The organism is Lachnoclostridium sp. MSJ-17, assembly GCF_018918205.1.
Lineage (GTDB): Bacteria > Bacillota > Clostridia > Oscillospirales > Acutalibacteraceae > Ruminococcoides.
In genome coordinates, this window is the sequence record NZ_JAHLQB010000075.1 from 1 (window position 1) to 18,353 (window position 18,353).

Annotated in this window: 20 protein-coding genes; 14 read left to right on the forward strand and 6 right to left on the reverse strand. The window is 55.3% G+C overall.

Annotated elements, in window-relative coordinates:
* From KQI64_RS06145 to KQI64_RS06180, 8 genes are all read left to right on the forward strand, one after another.
* A partial coding sequence (locus KQI64_RS06145; RefSeq protein WP_301282420.1) for a V-type ATP synthase subunit I occupies nt 1-900 on the forward strand: 900 nt, incomplete at its 5' end.
* Entirely contained in the window at nt 900-1,373 is a 474-nt protein-coding gene (locus tag KQI64_RS06150; RefSeq protein WP_216523837.1) for a V-type ATP synthase subunit K, read from the forward strand. The genes KQI64_RS06145 and KQI64_RS06150, both read left to right, overlap by 1 nt.
* Before the next feature lie 45 nt (nt 1,374-1,418).
* On the forward strand, nt 1,419-2,000 hold the full coding sequence (locus tag KQI64_RS06155) for a V-type ATP synthase subunit E (RefSeq protein WP_216523838.1): 582 nt from the start codon (nt 1,419-1,421) through the stop codon (nt 1,998-2,000).
* Between the two features lie 9 nt (nt 2,001-2,009).
* Entirely contained in the window at nt 2,010-2,981 is a 972-nt protein-coding gene (locus KQI64_RS06160) for a V-type ATPase subunit (protein WP_216523839.1), read from the forward strand.
* Nucleotides 2,974-3,297 (forward strand): V-type ATP synthase subunit F, encoded by a 324-nt coding sequence (locus tag KQI64_RS06165; RefSeq protein WP_216523840.1) that lies wholly within the window; start codon nt 2,974-2,976, stop codon nt 3,295-3,297. Before KQI64_RS06160 ends, KQI64_RS06165 begins: the two co-directional genes overlap by 8 nt.
* A gap of 10 nt (nt 3,298-3,307) precedes the next feature.
* Nucleotides 3,308-5,074 carry a V-type ATP synthase subunit A gene (locus KQI64_RS06170; RefSeq protein WP_216523841.1) on the forward strand — a complete coding sequence of 589 codons (1,767 nt, stop codon included), beginning with the start codon at nt 3,308-3,310 and terminating at the stop codon, nt 5,072-5,074.
* Complete coding sequence (locus KQI64_RS06175) at nt 5,074-6,447, forward strand: V-type ATP synthase subunit B (protein WP_216523842.1); 1,374 nt, start codon at nt 5,074-5,076, stop codon at nt 6,445-6,447. The genes KQI64_RS06170 and KQI64_RS06175 overlap by 1 nt, the downstream gene beginning before the upstream one ends.
* Nucleotides 6,448-6,462: 15 nt before the next feature.
* On the forward strand, nt 6,463-7,116 hold the full coding sequence (locus KQI64_RS06180) for a V-type ATP synthase subunit D (protein ID WP_216523843.1): 654 nt from the start codon (nt 6,463-6,465) through the stop codon (nt 7,114-7,116).
* Nucleotides 7,117-7,171: 55 nt separating this feature from the next.
* Here the strand turns inward: KQI64_RS06180 and KQI64_RS06185 are convergent, their stop codons facing one another.
* The 6 genes from KQI64_RS06185 to KQI64_RS06210 form a co-directional block, all read right to left on the reverse strand.
* Nucleotides 7,172-9,598: an ATP-dependent Clp protease ATP-binding subunit gene (locus KQI64_RS06185; protein ID WP_330623037.1), complete on the reverse strand. Its 2,427-nt coding sequence runs from the start codon at nt 9,596-9,598 to the stop codon at nt 7,172-7,174.
* Between the two features lie 45 nt (nt 9,599-9,643).
* Complete coding sequence (locus tag KQI64_RS06190) at nt 9,644-10,633, reverse strand: protein arginine kinase (protein ID WP_216523845.1); 990 nt, start codon at nt 10,631-10,633, stop codon at nt 9,644-9,646.
* The gene (locus tag KQI64_RS06195) at nt 10,630-11,142 is read right to left on the reverse strand and encodes a UvrB/UvrC motif-containing protein (RefSeq protein WP_216523846.1); all 513 of its coding nucleotides are present in this window, start codon (nt 11,140-11,142) and stop codon (nt 10,630-10,632) included. The genes KQI64_RS06190 and KQI64_RS06195 overlap by 4 nt, the downstream gene beginning before the upstream one ends.
* An 11-nt stretch (nt 11,143-11,153) precedes the next feature.
* Nucleotides 11,154-11,606 carry a CtsR family transcriptional regulator gene (locus KQI64_RS06200; RefSeq protein ID WP_216523847.1) on the reverse strand — a complete coding sequence of 151 codons (453 nt, stop codon included), beginning with the start codon at nt 11,604-11,606 and terminating at the stop codon, nt 11,154-11,156.
* Between the two features lie 271 nt (nt 11,607-11,877).
* A complete protein-coding gene (locus KQI64_RS06205; RefSeq protein WP_216523848.1) occupies nt 11,878-12,159 on the reverse strand; it encodes a zinc-ribbon domain containing protein in 282 nt (93 codons plus the stop codon).
* A 69-nt stretch (nt 12,160-12,228) separates the two neighbouring features.
* Nucleotides 12,229-12,816 carry a sigma-70 family RNA polymerase sigma factor gene (locus KQI64_RS06210; protein ID WP_216523849.1) on the reverse strand — a complete coding sequence of 196 codons (588 nt, stop codon included), beginning with the start codon at nt 12,814-12,816 and terminating at the stop codon, nt 12,229-12,231.
* A gap of 218 nt (nt 12,817-13,034) precedes the next feature.
* Between KQI64_RS06210 and KQI64_RS06215 the strand changes: the two genes are divergently transcribed.
* From KQI64_RS06215 to KQI64_RS06240, 6 genes are all read left to right on the forward strand, one after another.
* Nucleotides 13,035-14,564, forward strand: a complete 1,530-nt coding sequence (locus KQI64_RS06215; protein ID WP_216523850.1) for a YifB family Mg chelatase-like AAA ATPase — start codon at nt 13,035-13,037, stop codon at nt 14,562-14,564.
* 76 nt (nt 14,565-14,640) lie between these two features.
* Nucleotides 14,641-14,835: a DUF1858 domain-containing protein gene (locus tag KQI64_RS06220; protein ID WP_186834277.1), complete on the forward strand. Its 195-nt coding sequence runs from the start codon at nt 14,641-14,643 to the stop codon at nt 14,833-14,835.
* Nucleotides 14,832-15,485, forward strand: coding sequence for a class I SAM-dependent methyltransferase (locus KQI64_RS06225; protein WP_216523851.1), 654 nt, complete (start codon nt 14,832-14,834; stop codon nt 15,483-15,485). The genes KQI64_RS06220 and KQI64_RS06225 overlap by 4 nt, the downstream gene beginning before the upstream one ends.
* Nucleotide 15,486: 1 nt before the next feature.
* Nucleotides 15,487-16,248 carry a Nif3-like dinuclear metal center hexameric protein gene (locus tag KQI64_RS06230; protein ID WP_216523852.1) on the forward strand — a complete coding sequence of 254 codons (762 nt, stop codon included), beginning with the start codon at nt 15,487-15,489 and terminating at the stop codon, nt 16,246-16,248.
* 84 nt (nt 16,249-16,332) lie between these two features.
* A complete protein-coding gene (gene trmB, locus KQI64_RS06235; RefSeq protein ID WP_216523853.1) occupies nt 16,333-16,998 on the forward strand; it encodes a tRNA (guanosine(46)-N7)-methyltransferase TrmB in 666 nt (221 codons plus the stop codon).
* Nucleotides 16,999-17,013: 15 nt separating this feature from the next.
* Nucleotides 17,014-18,345, forward strand: coding sequence for a hypothetical protein (locus tag KQI64_RS06240; protein ID WP_216523854.1), 1,332 nt, complete (start codon nt 17,014-17,016; stop codon nt 18,343-18,345).
* Nucleotides 18,346-18,353 lie beyond the last annotated feature (8 nt).

Consider the following 18,353-nt stretch of genomic DNA (forward strand, 5'->3'; position numbering starts at 1 on the left):
TACTTCTTCTTCGGAATGATGTTCTCAGACGCGGGCTACGGACTGCTGATGGTTATAGTTATCGGCATCGCCCTCAAGGTGTTCAAGCCCGACAAGAAGATGCGCAACAACCTCAAGCTGTTCCAGTACTGCGGCGTTTCGACAACGGTCTGGGGCTTGATTTTCGGCTCGATATTCGGCGACGCGCCCGCTTCGCTCTACAACTACTTCACGGGCACAACCGACATGACTATGGCAAAGCTTTTGCCGTGGCCGACTCTCGACCCGCAGAAGGACGCGCTTCTGCTGATGGTGATCTCGATTGCCTTCGGTCTGGTGCATATCCTCGTCGGTATGGGCTGCAAGTTCGTGGTCTGCATTCGCGAAAAGGATTACGCCGCGGCGTTCTTTGACACGGGACTGTGGATGCTGCTCCTCGTGGGCTTGGCGGTACTCGCGGCGGGAATGTTCCTCGCTCCGGTGCTCGTCACAGTCGGCGCGGTCATCGCGATAGCCTGCGCTGTCGGTCTTGTCCTCACCCAGGGACGCGGCAAAAAAGGCATCGTCGGCAAGGCTGTTGGCGGTCTTGCGTCGCTCTACGACGTTACAAGCTACATCAGCGACCTGCTCAGCTACTCGCGTCTTCTGGCTCTCGGCCTTACGACGGGCGTTATGGCGCAGGTGTTCAATATGCTCTCGACTATGATGGGCAAAAGCGTGGTCGGCTTCATTTTCATGATAATCATCTTCATCGCCGGTCACCTTATCAACATAGGACTCAACGCCCTCGGCTCTTACGTTCACACAATGAGACTGCAGTACGTTGAGATGTTCAGTAAATTCTACGAGGGCGGCGGCAAGGAATTCGAACCGTTCTCGTTACAGAGTAAATACATTAAAATTCAGGAGGATAATAAATAATGGATGGTATGTTTTTCGCGCTTTTAGGCGCTTCAATCGCAACCGCTCTCGCAGGTATCGGCTCAGCAAAGGGCGTAGGCGGCGCTGCTCAGGCAGCTATGGGCGTTCTCTCCGAGGACAGCTCACAGTTCGGTAAAATGCTCGTTCTGACACTTCTCCCCGGCACACAGGGTCTGTACGGCTTCATCGTAGGCTTCCTCATTCTCGTAAGCTGCGGCGTTCTCGGCGGCAGCGCTCCCACACTCGCTCAGGGTCTGTGCTTCCTCGGCGCTTCTCTCGCTATCGGCCTCGGCGGTCTCTTCTCGGGTATCGCTCAGGGCAAGGCGGCTGTTTCGGGTATCGCCATGAGCGCAAAGGACAGCAAGAACTTCTCAAAGGGCATGGTTTCCGTAACCCTCGTTGAGATCTATGCTCTGCTCGCGTTCATCGTTTCACTTCTCGTTGTTATCCAGATTCCCAACCTGTCAATCTGATTCGCCGGCTGAATAATCTGACAAACAATTAAAAGAGGTGAAAGCATGAACGGCGGAGATATTATACTCAACCGCATTAAGACCGACTGCGACGAGGCGGTAAAGGCTATCCGCCTTGAGGCTGACAAGTCGCGCGACGCCGTTATGGCTGAGGCGGACAAGGAAGCACAGTCGAGAGTCAAGGTCATCGTCGAGAAGAACGAGCAGAAGCTCCGTCAGACAAAGGCGGCTTCAGTCAGCCGCTGCGACCTTGAGATCCGCAACGCGCTCCTCAGACAGCGCAGAAGCGAGATCGACAAGACCGTCGACGCGCTGCTCGACTACCTTCTAGGGCTGCCCGACGGCGAATATTTTCAGGCATTATACAGGCTCGCCGCCCAGTTAAAGGGAAAAAGCGGCGAGATCCTGCTCAACAATAAGGATTTACAGAGACTGCCCCAGGACTTTGAGGGCAAAATCCGCGAGGCGGGTCTTGACGCCTCGGTCTCCGGAAATACCGCGGACATCTGCGGCGGCTTCGTGCTCAAAAGCGGAGACATCGAGGAAAACATGGACTTCCGCGCGCTCATTAACGCCCGCCGCGACGAAATCGAGGATCTTATCAACCGCGAGCTCTTTGAGCAGTAAGGGGGAGCTATGGCGTTATCATATGAATATTCCATCGGCTCCGTCCGCGCGAGAGAAAAGAACCTTCTGACGCGCACTGACATCGAGCAGCTGCTGTCGCTCTCAAGCGAGGCTGAGATAGCCTCCACCCTGAGCGACAAGGGCTACGGCGAGGGAAAGACCGTTGAGGAGATACTCGCTTCCCACACTGAGCAGCTCTGGAAATACCTCAGAGCTACGGCTCCCGATTTTTCGATTTTTGACCCGTTCCTCATTCAGAACGACGTGCACAACTTCAAGGTGATATTAAAGGCCACGATGGCTGACAGAGACTACGAGCACCTGCTAATCTCTCCCTCGACTGTCGAAATTCCCGTTATGAAAAAGGCTATCGAGAGCAGGCTGATGAACCTGCTCCCCGAGTGGCTGCGAGTCAACGCCGACAAGGCATATGAAGCTCTCGCCCACACAAGCGACGCGAGACGCTCCGACGCCTACGTCGACAAGGCGGCGATGCTCGAGATGCTTCGCATCGGCGACAGCGGAGAATCGCGCTTCCTTGAAGCATATATCAAAAACTTCGTATTCTACTGCAACATAAAAACCGTTCTCCGCGCGGCGAGAACAGGCGCTAACCGAGAATACCTCAAACGCGCTCTCGTAAGATACGAGGGCTTCCGCAAGGACGCGCTGATTGCGGCGGCGGTCAAGGGAATCGACGCTCTTACAGACGAGCTGTCAAAAATCCCCGACTACGACTGCAAAAAGGCGATTGAAGCGTACAAGGAATCACCCTCGGCGTTCGAGCGCTGGGTCGACAACCGCCTTATCCTCCTCGCTAAGGAGAGCTGCAAACGCGCCGGCGAAGGCGCTGAGCCGCTGCTGGGCTACTACATCGGCAGCGAGATAGAAAAAAAGGTTATCCACATCATTCAGAGCGGCGTCCGCACCAAAAGCGGCGCAGATACAATAAGGGAAAGGCTGCGTGAGATCTATGGCTAAAAATATTGCCGTTATCGGCGACGCCGAAACCATAAAGGGCTTTTCGGCGATCGGACTCGACATCTTTCCCTGCGACGACAACGAACAGGCGGCACACCTGCTGCGCAATATCGCGGACGGCGACAACTACGCGATCATCTACCTCACCGAGGAGGTTTACAACTCGGTTGAAAAGGACAGGGCGCGGTACGATGAAAGGCTCACACCCGCCATTATCCCCATTCCCGGTGTCAGAGGCAGCCTGAATACAGGCAGGTCGCGGCTTTCGTCCTTTGTCGAAAGAGCGGTCGGCTCCGACATTATCTTCAACGATTGAGGTGTATTAATTGAAAACAGGAATTATAACCAAGGTCGCGGGTCCTCTCGTCATCGCAGAGGGTATGCGCGACGCGAATATGTTCGACGTTGTCCGCGTCAGCGAGCAGCGTCTGATCGGCGAAATCATCGAGATGCACGGCGACAGAGCGTCCGTCCAGGTCTATGAGGAGACCTCGGGTCTCGGCCCCGGAGAAAAGGTCGAGTCCACAGGCGCTCCGCTCTCCGTTGAATTAGGCCCCGGTCTTATCGGCGCTATCTACGACGGTATCCAGAGACCTCTCGATGAGATCATGAAGGTCGCGGGCACCAACCTCAAGAGAGGCGTCGACGTTCCCGCGCTCGACCACAGCAAAAAGTGGAAATTCACTCCCGTCGCCAAGGCAGGCGACAAGGTAGTCAGCGGCGACATTCTCGGCACCGTTCAGGAGACCGCCGCAGTGCTGCACAAGATCCTCGTTCCCAACAAGATCGAGGGCGAGCTCGTCAAGATCAACGACGGCGAGTTCACTATCGACGAGACCGTTGCCGTCATCAGAACAGAGAGCGGCGACAAAGAAATCAAGATGTTCACCACATGGCCTGTCCGCGTTGGCAGACCCTACAAGAAAAAGCTCTCGCCGGATATTCTTCTCACCACGGGTCAGCGTCCTATCGACACCCTCTTCCCCCTCGCGAAGGGCGGCGTAGCGGCTGTACCCGGTCCGTTCGGCTCCGGCAAGACCGTAGTTCAGCACCAGCTCGCCAAGTGGGCTGCGGCGGACATCATCGTCTACATCGGCTGCGGCGAGCGCGGCAACGAGATGACCGACGTTCTCAACGAGTTCCCCGAACTGAAAGACCCGCGCACAGGCAACTCCCTCATGGAGAGGACCGTGCTTATCGCGAACACCTCTGACATGCCCGTTGCGGCTCGTGAGGCTTCTATCTACACAGGTATCACTATCGCCGAATACTTCCGCGACATGGGCTACACCGTAGCTCTTATGGCGGACTCCACCTCGCGCTGGGCTGAGGCTCTCCGTGAGATGTCCGGCCGTCTCGAGGAAATGCCCGGTGAGGAAGGCTATCCCGCGTATTTGGGCAGCCGTCTCGCTCAGTTCTACGAGAGAGCCGGCCGGGTGCTCGTTAACGGCACCGAGGACACCGAAGGCGCGCTCTCCGTTATCGGAGCGGTATCACCTCCCGGCGGCGATATCTCAGAGCCGGTATCTCAGGCTACACTGCGTATCGTAAAGGTATTCTGGGGTCTTGACGCGGCTCTCGCCTACAAAAGACACTTCCCTGCCATCAACTGGCTGACTTCATACTCGCTGTACACCGACCAGCTCTCAAAGTGGTTCTCGGAAAACGCGGCTCCCGACTTTATGCAGCTGCGCGGCAGACTGATGGCTCTGCTCCAGGACGAGAGCGAGCTGCAGGAGATCGTAAACCTCGTCGGTATGGACGCGCTCTCCGCGCCCGACAGACTCAAGCTCGAGTCCGCGCGCTCTATCCGTGAGGACTACCTGCACCAGAACGCGTTCGACCCGACCGACACCTACACCTCTCTGCCCAAGCAGGTGCTGATGATGAGAGCTATTCTCAGCTTCTACGACAAGGCTCTCGAGGCGTTGCAGAACGGCGCGAATATCGAGCTTCTCGTCAACATGCCCGTAAGAGAGAGAATCGGACGCTATAAATATGAGCCCGAGGACAAGGTTGCCGCTGAGTTTGACTCTATAGAGGCTCAGCTCGACAGCGAAATTGCAGACGTACTGAAAAGGAGTGATGACTGATGCCGAAGGAATACCGCACCATACGCGAGGTCGCGGGACCTCTGATGATGATCAGCGACGTCGACGGCGTCAAGTATGACGAGCTCGGCGAAATCGAGCTTCCGAGCGGCGAAACACGCCGCTGCAAGGTGCTCGAGGTCGACGGCACCAACGCTTTGGTACAGCTCTTCGAATCCGCGGCGGGCATCAACCTCGCCGGTTCAAAAGTAAGATTTCTGGGTCGTTCAATGGAGCTGCCCGTTTCATCTGATATGCTCTCGCGCGTATTCGACGGTCTGGGAAACCCGATCGACGGCGGTCCCGCGCTTATCCCCGAAAAGCGCCTTGACGTCAACGGCACTCCCATGAACCCCGCCGCAAGAAACTATCCGCAGGAGTTTATCCAGACGGGTATCTCCGCTATCGACGGTCTGAACACTCTTGTAAGAGGTCAGAAGCTGCCTATTTTCTCGGCTTCCGGTCTGCCCCACGCTCAGCTCGCCGCTCAGATTGCGCGTCAGGCTGCGGTTCGCGGCAAAGACGAGCAGTTCGCGGTCGTTTTCGCCGCAATGGGTATCACCTTCGAGGAGTCCGACTACTTTATCCAGTCATTTAAGGAGACGGGCGCTATCGACCGTACCGTCATGTTCGTTAACCTCGCGAATGACCCCGCGATCGAGAGAATCGCTACCCCGAAAATGGCTCTGACCGCCGCCGAGTATCTCGCGTTTGACCTCGGCATGCACGTTCTCGTCATCATGACCGACATCACAAACTACGCCGACGCCCTGCGTGAGGTTTCCGCCGCGCGCAAGGAGGTTCCCGGCAGACGCGGCTACCCCGGCTACATGTACACAGACCTCGCGACCCTCTATGAGAGAGCGGGCAGACTCAGAGGAAAGGACGGCTCTATCACGCTTATCCCGATCCTCACCATGCCCGAGGACGACAAGACCCACCCGATCCCCGACCTTACGGGCTACATCACCGAGGGTCAGATCATTCTCTCGCGTGAGCTCTACCGCAAGGGCGTAACTCCGCCGATCGACGTTCTTCCCTCGCTTTCGCGACTCAAGGACAAGGGTATCGGCCCCGACAGAACCAGAGAAGACCACGCGGCTACGATGAACCAGCTCTTCGCGGCTTACGCGAGAGGTAAGGACGCGCGCGAGCTGATGGTTATTCTCGGCGAGGCGGCTCTTACCGATATGGACAAGAAATACGCTGAGTTTGCCGAGGCGTTTGAGAGAGAGTACGTCTCTCAGGGCTACGACGCCAACCGCTCTATCGAGGAGACCCTTGACATCGGCTGGAAGCTGCTTGCTATCCTGCCGCGCTCCGAGCTGAAGCGTATCAAGGACGATATGCTGGATAAATATTACCCGAAGAAGTAATTCGGAGGTAAAAAAATGGCAGTAATGAATGTTAATCCGACGCGCATGCAGCTGAGCAAGCTCAAAAAGCAGCTCACCACCGCTGTGCGCGGACATAAAATGCTCAAGGACAAGCGCGATGAGCTTATGCGTCAGTTTCTAGATCTGATCCGCGAGACAAGAGACCTTCGCGAAAAGGTCGAGGCGGAGCTCGAGCACTGCAACGCGCACTTCGTCAACGCGAGCGCGGTCATGAGCAAGGAAGCTCTCGACGCGGCTCTCCTCTCGCCAAAGCAGCAGATCGGAGTTCAGATCGGCTCCAAAAACGTTATGAGCGTAGAGATACCGCAGTTTGAGACCGAGACCCGCACCGCCGACAAGGGAGATATCTTCCCCTACGGCTTCGCGTTCACCTCCTTTGAGCTTGACGACGCGGTGACGAGCCTTGACGCGGTGCTTCCCGACCTGATAAAGCTCGCGCAGTACGAAAAAAGCTGTGAGCTGATGTCGGCTGAGATCGAAAAGACCCGCAGACGCGTAAATTCGCTCGAACATGTAATGATTCCGCGCTATCAGGAGACGATAAAGTACATCTCCATGAAGCTCGAGGAAAACGACCGTTCCAGCCGCACAAGGCTGATGAAGGTCAAGGACATGCTCCTCGACAAGGCGCACCACTATTCGGCATGAGAAAATGGGCTGTCGCAAATCGAAAGATTTAGCGGCAGCCCCTTTTTATATCGAATTATTCTGTTTTGAAATCGAACTTGCAGTCGATGTAGTCGCAGGTGACCTTGGAGTCGGACACAACCTTGCCGTCGAGCATATACTCTGAGAGAGTATCCTCGATCTCGCTCTGGATAGCGCGTCTGAGCGGTCTCGCGCCGTAGGCGTCGTCAAAGCCCTTGTCGGCGATGGCGGTGATAGCCGCGTCGGTGAAGCTTATCTCTATATTCATCGCCTTCAGACGCTTGGCGAGAGTGTCGAGCATCTTCTTCGCGATCTCCTTGATCTCGTCCTGAGTGAGCTTGCTGAACACGATGATGTCGTCAACGCGGTTGAGGAACTCGGGACGGAATACCTTCTTGAGCTCGCCGAGGACGAGCTGCTTTACGTCCTTCTCCTCTTTTTCCTCGCTCTGAACGAAGCCGAGCGCCTTCTGGTGGTCGGTGATCAGCCTTGCGCCGACGTTCGAGGTCATGATGATGACGGTGTTCTTGAAGTCGACCGTCCTGCCCTGAGAGTCGGTAAGTCTGCCGTCCTCGAGTATCTGCAGGAGCATGTTGAACACATCGGGGTGAGCCTTTTCAATCTCGTCGAACAGTACGACGGAGTACGGCTTTCTGCGAACCTTCTCGGTGAGCTGACCGCCCTCGTCAAAGCCGACATATCCGGGCGGCGAACCGATGAGCTTGGATACCGTGTGCTTCTCCATGTACTCGGACATATCGAGGCGGAGCATAGCGTTCTCGTCGCCGAACATCGCCTGAGCGAGAGCCTTGCACAGCTCGGTCTTGCCGACGCCGGTGGGTCCGAGGAAGATGAACGAACCTACGGGACGCTTCGGGTCCTTGAGTCCTACCCTGCCGCGGCGGATAGCCTTGGCGATCGAGGTGACAGCCTCGTCCTGACCGACTACGCGCTCGTGGAGAACCTGCTCCATGTTGAGAAGTCTTTCGCTCTCCTCCTTGGTGAGCTGAACTACGGGCACGCCCGTCCAGTCGGATACGATTCTCGCGATGACCTCGGCGTCGACCTCGCCGCAGCTGTCCTTCTGCTCGTCCTTCCAGCTTTTGCGCGCTTCATCGAGACGCTTCTGAATGTCCTTCTGCTCGTCTCTGAGCTTTGCCGCACGCTCAAAATCCTGCTCGTTTACCGCGCTCGCCTTCTCCTGCTCGTACCTCTCAAGGGTCTGCTCGAGCTCCTTGATGTTGCCGGGCGAGGTCATTGAGGCAAGACGAACCTTGGACGCGCCCTCGTCGATCAGATCTATCGCCTTGTCGGGCAGATAGCGGTCGGCGATGTAGCGAGAGGAAAGCTTGACAGCCGCGTCGATAGCTTCGTCGGTGATTTTGACCTTGTGGTGAGCCTCATACTTGTCGCGCAAGCCCTTGAGAATTGCAATCGCCTGCTCCTGAGTAGGCTCGCCGACCTTTACGGGCTGGAAACGTCTCTCGAGAGCCGCGTCCTTTTCAATGTACTTGCGGTACTCGTTGAGAGTAGTCGCGCCGATCACCTGAAAATCTCCGCGCGCCAGCGAGGGCTTGAGGATATTCGCGGCGTCCGCGCTGCCCTCAGCCGCGCCCGCGCCGATGATCGTATGGAGCTCGTCGATAAAGAGGATTGTGTTCTTACTCTGCTTTACCTCGTCTATCGCCGCCTTGATCCTCTCCTCAAAGTCGCCGCGGTACTTAGCGCCGGCTACCATTCCGGTGAGGTCGAGAGTGACGACGCGCTTGTCGCGGAGAATTTCGGGAACGTTGCCCGCGGAAATCTCGAGCGCAAGACCCTCGGCGACGGCGGTTTTGCCTACGCCCGGCTCGCCGATAAGGACGGGGTTGTTCTTTGTGCGGCGGGAAAGAATCTGGATAACTCTTTCGATTTCCTTTTCCCTGCCGATAACCGGGTCGATCTCGCCGTTCTTAGCCGCCTGAGTCAAATCCCTGCCGAACTTTTCGAGAGCGGAACCCCCGCTGCCCTTTTCGGAGCCGTCAGACTGAGCGGTGCCCCCGTTCTGCTGTGTTCCGAAGGAGCTCTTGAGCTGCTCGGCGAGGCGGTTGATATCAACTCCCATGTCGCGGAGAAAGCTGTGGGCGTAGCTGTCCTGCTCGTAGAGAATAGCGAGAAGGATATGCTCGGTGCCGACGTAGCCGCCGGTGCGCGCCGCAAAGGAAACAGCGGTCTGCAAAAGCCGCTTTGTGCGCGGAGTAAAGGCGTTGGGCGAGAGCTTTGTCGGATAGCCCGTGCCGGTGCTTCTGATTCTGTTTTCGAGGTCGGACGCGTTGAGACCGCAAGCCTTGAGAGCTTCGGCGGCAACTCCCGTTCCCTCCTGTGCGAGACCGAGAAGAATGTGCTCGGTGCCGACGTAGTTCTGACCCATGCTTTCGGCGGACTGAACCGCGAGGTTTACCGCCTTGTTTGCTTTCTGTGTGAAGCCTTCAATGTTGAACATATACATACACCCCCATATTATTAGTTGGTAGAATAGTAACTGATATTATGCAAGTTTAGTGCGCAGGAGCGTTGCTCTTTCGATATCGCGGTCGTGCGGCGAAAGAGACTTTCCGAGATTTACGCTGAGCGTCGCCGGCTCAACCGCCGTCATCAGCTCGTCGACCTGCGCAGCCGTTACGTCCTTGATCTGTCCCGAGGATATGCCGAGACGGACGTTTGACAGAAGCTTAAGCGCCTCGTCATGTGTGATTACAAGGGCGGAGCGGAGGATTCCCAGACTGCGCGCTATTGTATCGCGGACATCGATGCTCGAGCAAATACGCTCTCTCGCCTGTTCCTCCTGAATCATGAGCTGGTTTGCGATATTCTTGAGGTTCTCGATCGCCGCCTTCTCGGAGATTCCGAGAGTGATCTGGTTCGAGAGCTGGTACATCGCGCCCTTCGGCTCCGTACCCTCGCCGTGCGCTCCGCGGATTATCAGTCCGAGCTTACTGAGATTGCCGCTGATACGGCTGATAACCTTGCTCTTTTCGAGCGCGGGAAGGTGCAGCATTACCGACGCACGCATGCCCGTGCCGAGATTCGTCGGGCACTGCGTCAGATAGCCGAGCCGCTCGTCAAAGGCAAACTCAAGCCGCTCGTCGAGCAGAGTGTCGAGCTTGTCGGCGATATCGTAGGCTTCCTCGAGCGCGAGACCCTTTTTGATAACCTGTAATCTGATGTGATCTTCCTCGTTGAGCATGATACTCAGGCTCTCGTCCTTGCTCAGAAGAAGCGCCCTGCCCTCGGAATCGCTGATGAATTCGGGGCTGACGAGGTGCTTTTCGACGAGAGACACGCTCTGCTGCGGATCGAGCCCGTTCATTTTGATGAATTTGAAGTCGCCCGCTATGGCGCTGTTCCCGTTTATCAGGGCGTCGCGGACGCTCTCGATTACCTTCTCGCGTCCTTGTCTGCTGAGCCTGCACGGAAACGGATAATCCTTTAAGTTCCGCGCGAGACGGACTCTTGTTGAAATTACGATATCACTCATTTTGAACCCTCCATTTCCCTGATCTTGTCTCTCAGCTCTGCCGCCCGCTCAAAATCCTGACGGGCTACAGCCTTCTCGAGCTGCTCCTGCAAATCCTTTACGGTGTCCTGCTTCGGCTTCTCCTTTTCAGCCGCCTTCTCCTGCTCAAGCGCCTTGCTGTGCTTGCCGCAGTGAGCCGCGTTGCCGTGGATACGTACGATCGAGGGATTGAGTCTGTCGGCAAAGAGCGTGTAGCAGTTCGCGCAGCCGACGTGACCGCTGTTGGCGATCTCGGCGTAGGTCGTGCCGCAGAACTCGCAGCGTGTGGACTGTGTCCTCGCTGGCAGGACGTTACCGAAAAAGCTGCCGAGGAGATTTGAAAAATCGCTCTCCATGTCGGAGAAAACGTTTGTGTAGCCCAGCTTGTGGGCGCAGGCTGAACAGAGGTCGTATTCCGTCAGCTCGCCGTTTATGATAGTCTTGACGTGTGTCGTGGCGTTCTGAGCGCCGCATTTATCGCATTTTCTCATACATATACCTCCTAGTTATTGAGTGTGATTATCATGTTCTTGAACAAGTCGGCTCTCAGCCTGTCGCGCTTTTCCTGCTCTACGGACGAGAGTGTGCGGTCTGACAGAGCCGCCGCGATGAGCTTTGCCGATTGCAGCTCCATGATGTTCTGCTGCAGCATATTGTTGAGCATAGCCTCGGCGGTCGCCTTGTCAAGATTATTGCCCACCGAGTTTATGATATGCATTATTGTCGTGCCCTTATCCATCTTTACGCGGCTGATGCGGATATATCCTCCGCCGCCTCGTCTGCTCTCGACTATGTAGCCCTGCTCCGGCGTGAACCGAGAGGTTATGACGTAGTTTATCTGGCTAGGCACGCAGCCGAGAGAACCCGCCAGCTCGTTGCGCTTGATCTCGGCGCTGCCGTCCTGCGCCTCGAGCATATTCAAAATGTACTGTGTTACCAAATCGCTCATTCTCATTTTTTGACCCTTCTTTCCTGCCCCTTTCGGAGCTTTGATTACATTATAGCGTTAAGGTCAGTTAAAGTCAAAGTCAATTAAAGTCAGATATTTCGTGCTAATCTCAATTATGCTCCCGAATTCTCGCGAATGCTCCTGTTTTCGTGATTTTTAAAAATTTTTGACTTTTTTTGACCTATAACAAAAAAGAAAAACGGCGGTGAGATTTCTCTCACCGCCTACAGTGCTAAGCGTTCATATTTAATAATAGAAAATGCGCATTAATTATAAATTATTCAGCATCTGTTTTCCTTTTGGCGAAGCAATCGCTGCAGTAGTAGCTCTTGCCCTCCATAGGCTTGAAGGGAATTCTTGCGGGGCCGCCGCACTCTGCGCATACAGTGTCATAAAACTCGCGTCCTGCCTTTGCGGCATTCTTGCGCGCCTGACGGCATTCCTTGCAGCGCTGAGGCTCGTTCTCAAAACCCTTCTCGGCATAGAATTCCTGCTCGCCCGCAGTGAATACGAACTCGTTGCCGCATTCCTTGCAGACTAAAGTCTTGTCCTCATACATTGGTTTTCGTCCTCTCTTTGGTAGAAAATAGTTGTCCTGTCGCGGAATTGCACCGCAAGCTGATTCTGTTCAGGACATATCGAAGCGTGACACCTTGCGGCGAACCCTTTGCAGGGCATTGTCCACCGCTTTTGGGGTAATTCCCAGCCGTTCGGCAATATCGCTGTAGCTCAGGCCGTCGACATACAGCTCCAGCACCGCGTACTCCTGCTTTGAGAGCGTCTCCAGAAGCCTTGAATACACCCACCTGAGCTGCTCGCTGAGCATAAGCTCCTCCTCGGGGGTCTTGGCTGTATCGGCAAGCTCGGAATCGAGGGATTCGATATCGACAATCGCATCCTCGGGTACCGAACGCTGTGCTGACTGTCTGCGGATAACGGAGATGTACCTGCGCTCCACCACAAGCATTGCGTAATTGCGAAATGTGCTCTCGCTGTCAGAACGGTATGTGCGCGCCGCGTGAAAAAGCCCGAGCAGACCCTCCTGAACAAAGTCGGTGTGCTCATATCCCCGCGCGAAATACTTTCTCGCGACCGAGCTGATTCTGCCCAAATAGCGCAGCACAAGCTCATTAAAAGCCCTTTCATCGCCGTCTTTTGCGTGCTGAGCAAGGACATCATCGGAAAGCGTGCCGTAAGAGATTTTCGCGCTGCTCACTTTTCCACCCCACAACAATGATATCCTTATAACAAAATAATACAATATTTTTCGAATAAAGTCAATCCATTTTTAGTTTTTTGTAATTGTGCATTATTAATCAGAAATAAATTGTGCATAATCTATATCACTTTTAGTAAAACTGACATGATTATCCTTGTAAAATCCCGACATAAGTGATATAATGAAAAAAATACTATAAGGGAGGTTGTGCGGAAATGGTTGTAAAAACCGTCAGCTTCGGCATAAACGGCATTGACGGCTATTTGGTAGAAGTCGAGGCGTCCTCAACGAGAGGTATGCCCAAGTTTGACCTTGTGGGTCTGCCCGACGCGTCCGTCAAGGAGAGCAAGGACAGAGTTATGAGCGCCATGAAAAACTGCGATCTGCAGGTCTGCTCGTCACACCTCACCTTTAACCTAGCGCCCGCGGACATCCGCAAGGAAGGCGCGATCTACGACCTGCCGATCACGGTATGTCTTATGCTTCTGAGCGGTCACATAAAGAAAGATACCGGCGACTGCGGCTTTATCGGCGAGCTGTCACTGAGCGGCGAGCTGAGAGGGATAAAAGGCGTACTGCCGATGGTCATCAAGGCTAGAGAGGCAGGGCTGAAAAGAATCGTCGTGCCTCCGCAGAACGCTATGGAAGCGGCTGTGGTGGACGGAATAGACGTCTACACCGCAAGGGACATACTCGAGCTGAAGCAGTTTCTCAACGGAAAAAAGGCGCTGCTGCCGGTAAAGCCAGAGACTGAAAGCGAAAGCGAGGCAGGTCGGTTCATTCCGGATTTCTCTCAGGTAAAGGGTCAGGTTCAGGCAAAGCGCGCACTCGAAATCGCGGCGGCAGGCTCTCACAATATCCTGATGATAGGCCCGCCCGGTTCGGGCAAAAGCATGCTCGCCAAGCGCGTTCCGACGATCCTGCCCGACATGAGCTTTGACGAGATGATCGAGACGACGAAGATACACTCGATCGCGGGTGTTTTGCACGGCGGAGGACTGATCACTACAAGACCCTTCCGCTCGCCGCACCACAGCGTGACTGCCGTGGGCTTAGGAGGAGGCGGCACCCAAGGAATACACCCGGGAGAGGTTTCGCTGGCGCACCACGGCGTACTCTTTCTCGACGAGCTGCCCGAATTCAGCCGCTCGACCCTCGAGGTGCTGCGACAGCCGATCGAGGACGGAAAAATCACTATCACGCGCTCAGGTCAAACCTGCACCTACCCCTGCTCGATGATGGTGATCGCGGCGATGAATCCCTGTCCGTGCGGCTATTTCGGCGACGATACTCACCGCTGCACCTGCTCTCCTCAAAAGATCCGCCGCTACCTGAACCGCGTTTCGGGTCCTCTGCTCGACCGCTTTGACATTCACGTTGAGCTGCCGAGGGTTAAGTTCGAGGAGCTAAGGAGCGACGTCAGCGCTGAGTCCTCGCAGGAGATAAAAAAGCGCGTTAACGCCGCGCGGGAAATACAGCGCGAAAGGTTCAAAAACAGCGACACGCTTAGCAACTCCGGAATCAACGCCGCGCAGCTGCAAAAGTTCTGTGTTATCGACAAGGAAGCCGAGGATATGCTCAGGCTTTCGTTCGAGAAGCTCGGAATGACGGCGAGGGCTTACGACAGGGTGCTCAAGGTTTCGCGCACGATAGCGGATCTGGAGCAGTGCGAGGTCATTGAGTCAAAGCACGTTCTGGAGGCGGTACAGTACCGCAGCCTTGACCGGAAGTACTGGGAGAATTAAGAACAAGATAGTATCATCAAAATATATACAGGCGGCTGAAAACGCCGTCGCAGCCTAAAATAACGGAGGTATCATTATGGCTATTACAAAGAACGACATCATCGGCGACGTGCTCGATCAGCACCCCGAAACCGCACAGCTCTTCCTGAGCATCGGCATGCACTGCCTCGGCTGTCCCGCTTCTCGCGGAGAGACCATCGAGGAAGCCTGCATGGTTCACGGCGCTGACGCGGACGCGCTCATCGAGGCGCTCAACGCGGCTGTGAAATGAGAGAGCCCGACAGCCGTCTGAGCCTTTGCGCGTCATTTGTGCGGCAGGGCTCAAGGCTCGCCGACATCGGCACAGACCACGCCTATCTTCCTGTGTGGCTGTGCCGAAGCGGGGTCTGCCCGTCGGCTATTGCGGCGGATATCAACCCCGAACCGCTCAGCCGCGGACAGCTCACCGTTGAGGAGGCAGGGCTTACGGACAGGATCACCACCCGTCTGAGCGACGGTCTGAGCGAAATCGCCCAAAACGAGGCTGACGACATTGTTATCGCGGGAATGGGCGGCGAGCTGATCGCGAAAATCATCAATAACTGCGCCTTTTCAAGGGACAGGGACAAACGCTGGATTCTCCAGCCCATGACAAAAAGTGAGATACTCATTGAGTGGCTGTGCGAAAACGGCTATTCAATTCTGCGGCAGGACTGCTGTGTGGCGTCAGACAAGTGCTACACCGTGATTCTCGCCGCCTATACAGGTGAACACAAAACGCGCTCAGAGCTTTACCCGTACCTCGGAGAGCTGTGTCCGCGTACAAACGAAAAGCATCGCCGCTTCGTGGACGCCCACATCGGGCGGCTCAGAAAGCAGTCAAGGGGTGACGCGCGCTTTGCCGCGCTCGCAGACGGGCTGCAAAAGGCGGCAGGAGAATGATATGACGACGATCAAAGACATTATCGATTATTTTGAGAGCTTCGCCCCACTGAACACCGCTATGGATTTTGACAACTGCGGTCTGCTCGTGGGCGATGCTCGTTTATGCGTAAAAAAAGTCCTTCTGACCCTCGACATCACCGCCGGGGTGGTTGACGAGGCGGCGGAATTGGGCTGCGGGCTGATCATCAGCCATCACCCGGTCATTTTTCAGCCGATAAAGCGGCTCGGCACACAAGCCGTGACCTACCTGCTCGCGCAAAAGGGAATCGCGGCGCTGTGCATGCACACTAACCTCGACCTCTCCGAGAGCTTCGGGGTAAATATCTGCCTAGGACAAGCTGCCGGATTATCAGATGTAAAGCGCGCCGGCTGCGGCGACGCTCTGTTTTACGGCACCCTCAACGAAGAAATCACAGCTCACGAGCTTGCGAGGAGAATAAAGGACAGTCTCGGCTGCGAGGGTCTGCGCTACAGCGAGGGCAGGGATAAAATCAGAACAGTCGCCGTCTCGAGCGGAGCGGGCGGATCTGATATTTTTGCCGCCGCAGAGATCGGAGCCGACGCTCTCGTCACAGGCGAAATAAAGCACCACGAAATCAACGCCGCGAACGCTCTCGGGATCGCAGTGATAGACGCGGGGCATTTTAAAAGTGAAGACATTGTAATAAACCCGCTGAAGGACAGGCTGAGCGAGAAATTTCCCGAAACCGAATTTACAAAATCGCAAACTTACAGCGACAAAGTAAAATATTTAATTTAAAGCCCCTTTCGATTATAAAAAAAGATTGCATAATTGGTTACAAAATGCTATAATTAGATGATAACTGTGTTTTAAGGAGCAATTATGCGCATAAGAAAGAAAAAATGGGCGGCTCCCGAGCTCAGCGTCTGCGATTTCTTCGTTAAAAATCCGGAGGAGCACGCGGGCAAATGGAGCGGCGCCTTCAAAAAAAATCAGCCCCTGTATCTTGAGATCGGCTGCGGCAAAGGCGGCTTCGCCGGACAGTTCGCCCTGCAAAATCCCGACATAAATCTCATAGCCGTCGATATCAAAATCGATATGCTCGGCGTGGGCAGACGCACGATAGTTAAGCTGTTTGAGGATAACGGCAAAACTCAGGACGACATCGACAACCTTCTTCTTGTCAACTACAACGTCGAGCAGCTCGACAAAATCATTACGCCCGGGGATAAAATCGAGCGGCTGTTCATCAACTTCTGCAACCCGTGGCCGCGTGAGCGCCACAAAAAGCGCAGACTGACCTACCCCCGCAAGCTCGAGATGTACAAGAGCTTTCTCAGCCCCGATGCGGAAATCCGCTTCAAGACGGACGACGACGGTCTGTTTGAGGAGAGCGTGGAGTACTTCGGCGAATGCGGCTATGAGATCACCTTCATCACCCGCGATCTGCACAACAGCGGGTTCGAGGGCAACATCATGACCGAGCACGAGAAGATGTTCATGGACGAGGGCAAAACGATAAAATTCCTTATTGCGAAACAAAAATAAAAGAGGTGACAAGGCTTGAAGCTCAGAGTACCCGCCGCTATTCTCGGCGCGTGCATGCTGCTTTCCGCCAACGGCTGCAGCTTTTTGGAGCTCAGCCTTGACGACTCGCTCCGTCCGCCCAAAACTATGGGCGACGAGGCGGAGATCGAAAAGCTGATTTCCGACTCCGCAAAGGGCAGCTACATACTTAAATATCCCAAAAACGGCAACTACCGCAGCGCGATCATCACCAAAGACCTCGACGGCGACGACACGCCCGAGGCGATCGCGTTCTTCCGCGGCAAGGACGAGACGACCAGACTGCACATGCTCGTCATGCACGAAACAGGCGACGGCTGGAAGGTCTCGGGAGACTTCGTCACCGAAACCACCGACGTCGACTGCGTTGACTTCGCGAAAATCACCGAAAACGACAGTCTTGACATTCTCGTCGGCTACACTACATACTCGCCGAACGTCAGCTTCCTCTCCTGCTACAGCTACAGCGGCGGCGAAACTGCGTCGGTCTCTGCGGGACAGAGCTACTCCGCCTTTTACTGCGGAAGCCTCGGTCAGAGCAGCAGCAGCGAGGTCGTGACTCTCTCGCTTTACAACGCGGACAACGAGGCGAAGGCTACGCTGCTGGAATACAACTCCGACAAGCGCGCTCTCTACGCCAAATCCACCGTCGCGATGGATCCGAGCGTTGTGAGCTTCAGACACGCGGTGTTCGGAGAAATGGGCGGCTCAGTCAGAGGAATCGCGGTCGACGGAGCCTACGCCGACGGACAGCTCTGCACCCAGATAATCTACTACAACCGCGAACTCGCCGTGCTGCGCAATCCGCTCTACCGCGAAAAAACGAGGAACGTGACCCAGCGCACCGCTGAGGTATTCTGTGAGGACACTAACGGCGACAGCCTGATCGACATTCCCACGGTCGAAAGGCTGCCGTATGAAAATATCGAATCGCGTGAAAACACCGCAGATCTTGTAACGCGGAACACGTTCGACGCGTCAAACGAGACGCTTGAACGCCAAAACGACTACGCGCTCAATCCCGCGTACAACTTCTGCGTCAAAATTCCCTCGAGCTGGGAGAGCGGCACCTTTACCGCCCAGCTCGAGGACAACGCCATGCGCTTCTTTGAATGGACGGGCAAATCGCTCGGCACTCCCATTTTTGAGATCCGCGCCTTTGATACGGCAAAGTGGGAACAGGGAAAGGAAACCGACGGCTACACGCTGATTTACCGCGATAACCGCCACGCCTACGCCCTTAAAAACAGCACTGACCGGGACAGCAGATATTCTCTGACCGACGACGAAATAAAAACATCCTTTTCACTCCTCGGCGACACAGGCTGAGCAGGAAA

Coding starts and splice junctions, on each gene's coding strand:
- KQI64_RS06150 (WP_216523837.1), top strand. CDS start 900: ATGGATGGTATGTTTTTCGCGCTTTTAGGCGCTTCAATCGCAACCGCT.
- KQI64_RS06155 (WP_216523838.1), top strand. CDS start 1,419: ATGAACGGCGGAGATATTATACTCAACCGCATTAAGACCGACTGCGAC.
- KQI64_RS06160 (WP_216523839.1), top strand. CDS start 2,010: ATGGCGTTATCATATGAATATTCCATCGGCTCCGTCCGCGCGAGAGAA.
- KQI64_RS06165 (WP_216523840.1), top strand. CDS start 2,974: ATGGCTAAAAATATTGCCGTTATCGGCGACGCCGAAACCATAAAGGGC.
- KQI64_RS06175 (WP_216523842.1), top strand. CDS start 5,074: ATGCCGAAGGAATACCGCACCATACGCGAGGTCGCGGGACCTCTGATG.
- KQI64_RS06180 (WP_216523843.1), top strand. CDS start 6,463: ATGGCAGTAATGAATGTTAATCCGACGCGCATGCAGCTGAGCAAGCTC.
- KQI64_RS06185 (WP_330623037.1), bottom strand. CDS start 9,598: ATGTTCAACATTGAAGGCTTCACACAGAAAGCAAACAAGGCGGTAAAC.
- KQI64_RS06190 (WP_216523845.1), bottom strand. CDS start 10,633: ATGAGTGATATCGTAATTTCAACAAGAGTCCGTCTCGCGCGGAACTTA.
- KQI64_RS06195 (WP_216523846.1), bottom strand. CDS start 11,142: ATGAGAAAATGCGATAAATGCGGCGCTCAGAACGCCACGACACACGTC.
- KQI64_RS06200 (WP_216523847.1), bottom strand. CDS start 11,606: ATGAGAATGAGCGATTTGGTAACACAGTACATTTTGAATATGCTCGAG.
- KQI64_RS06205 (WP_216523848.1), bottom strand. CDS start 12,159: ATGTATGAGGACAAGACTTTAGTCTGCAAGGAATGCGGCAACGAGTTC.
- KQI64_RS06215 (WP_216523850.1), top strand. CDS start 13,035: ATGGTTGTAAAAACCGTCAGCTTCGGCATAAACGGCATTGACGGCTAT.
- KQI64_RS06220 (WP_186834277.1), top strand. CDS start 14,641: ATGGCTATTACAAAGAACGACATCATCGGCGACGTGCTCGATCAGCAC.
- KQI64_RS06225 (WP_216523851.1), top strand. CDS start 14,832: ATGAGAGAGCCCGACAGCCGTCTGAGCCTTTGCGCGTCATTTGTGCGG.
- KQI64_RS06230 (WP_216523852.1), top strand. CDS start 15,487: ATGACGACGATCAAAGACATTATCGATTATTTTGAGAGCTTCGCCCCA.
- trmB (WP_216523853.1), top strand. CDS start 16,333: ATGCGCATAAGAAAGAAAAAATGGGCGGCTCCCGAGCTCAGCGTCTGC.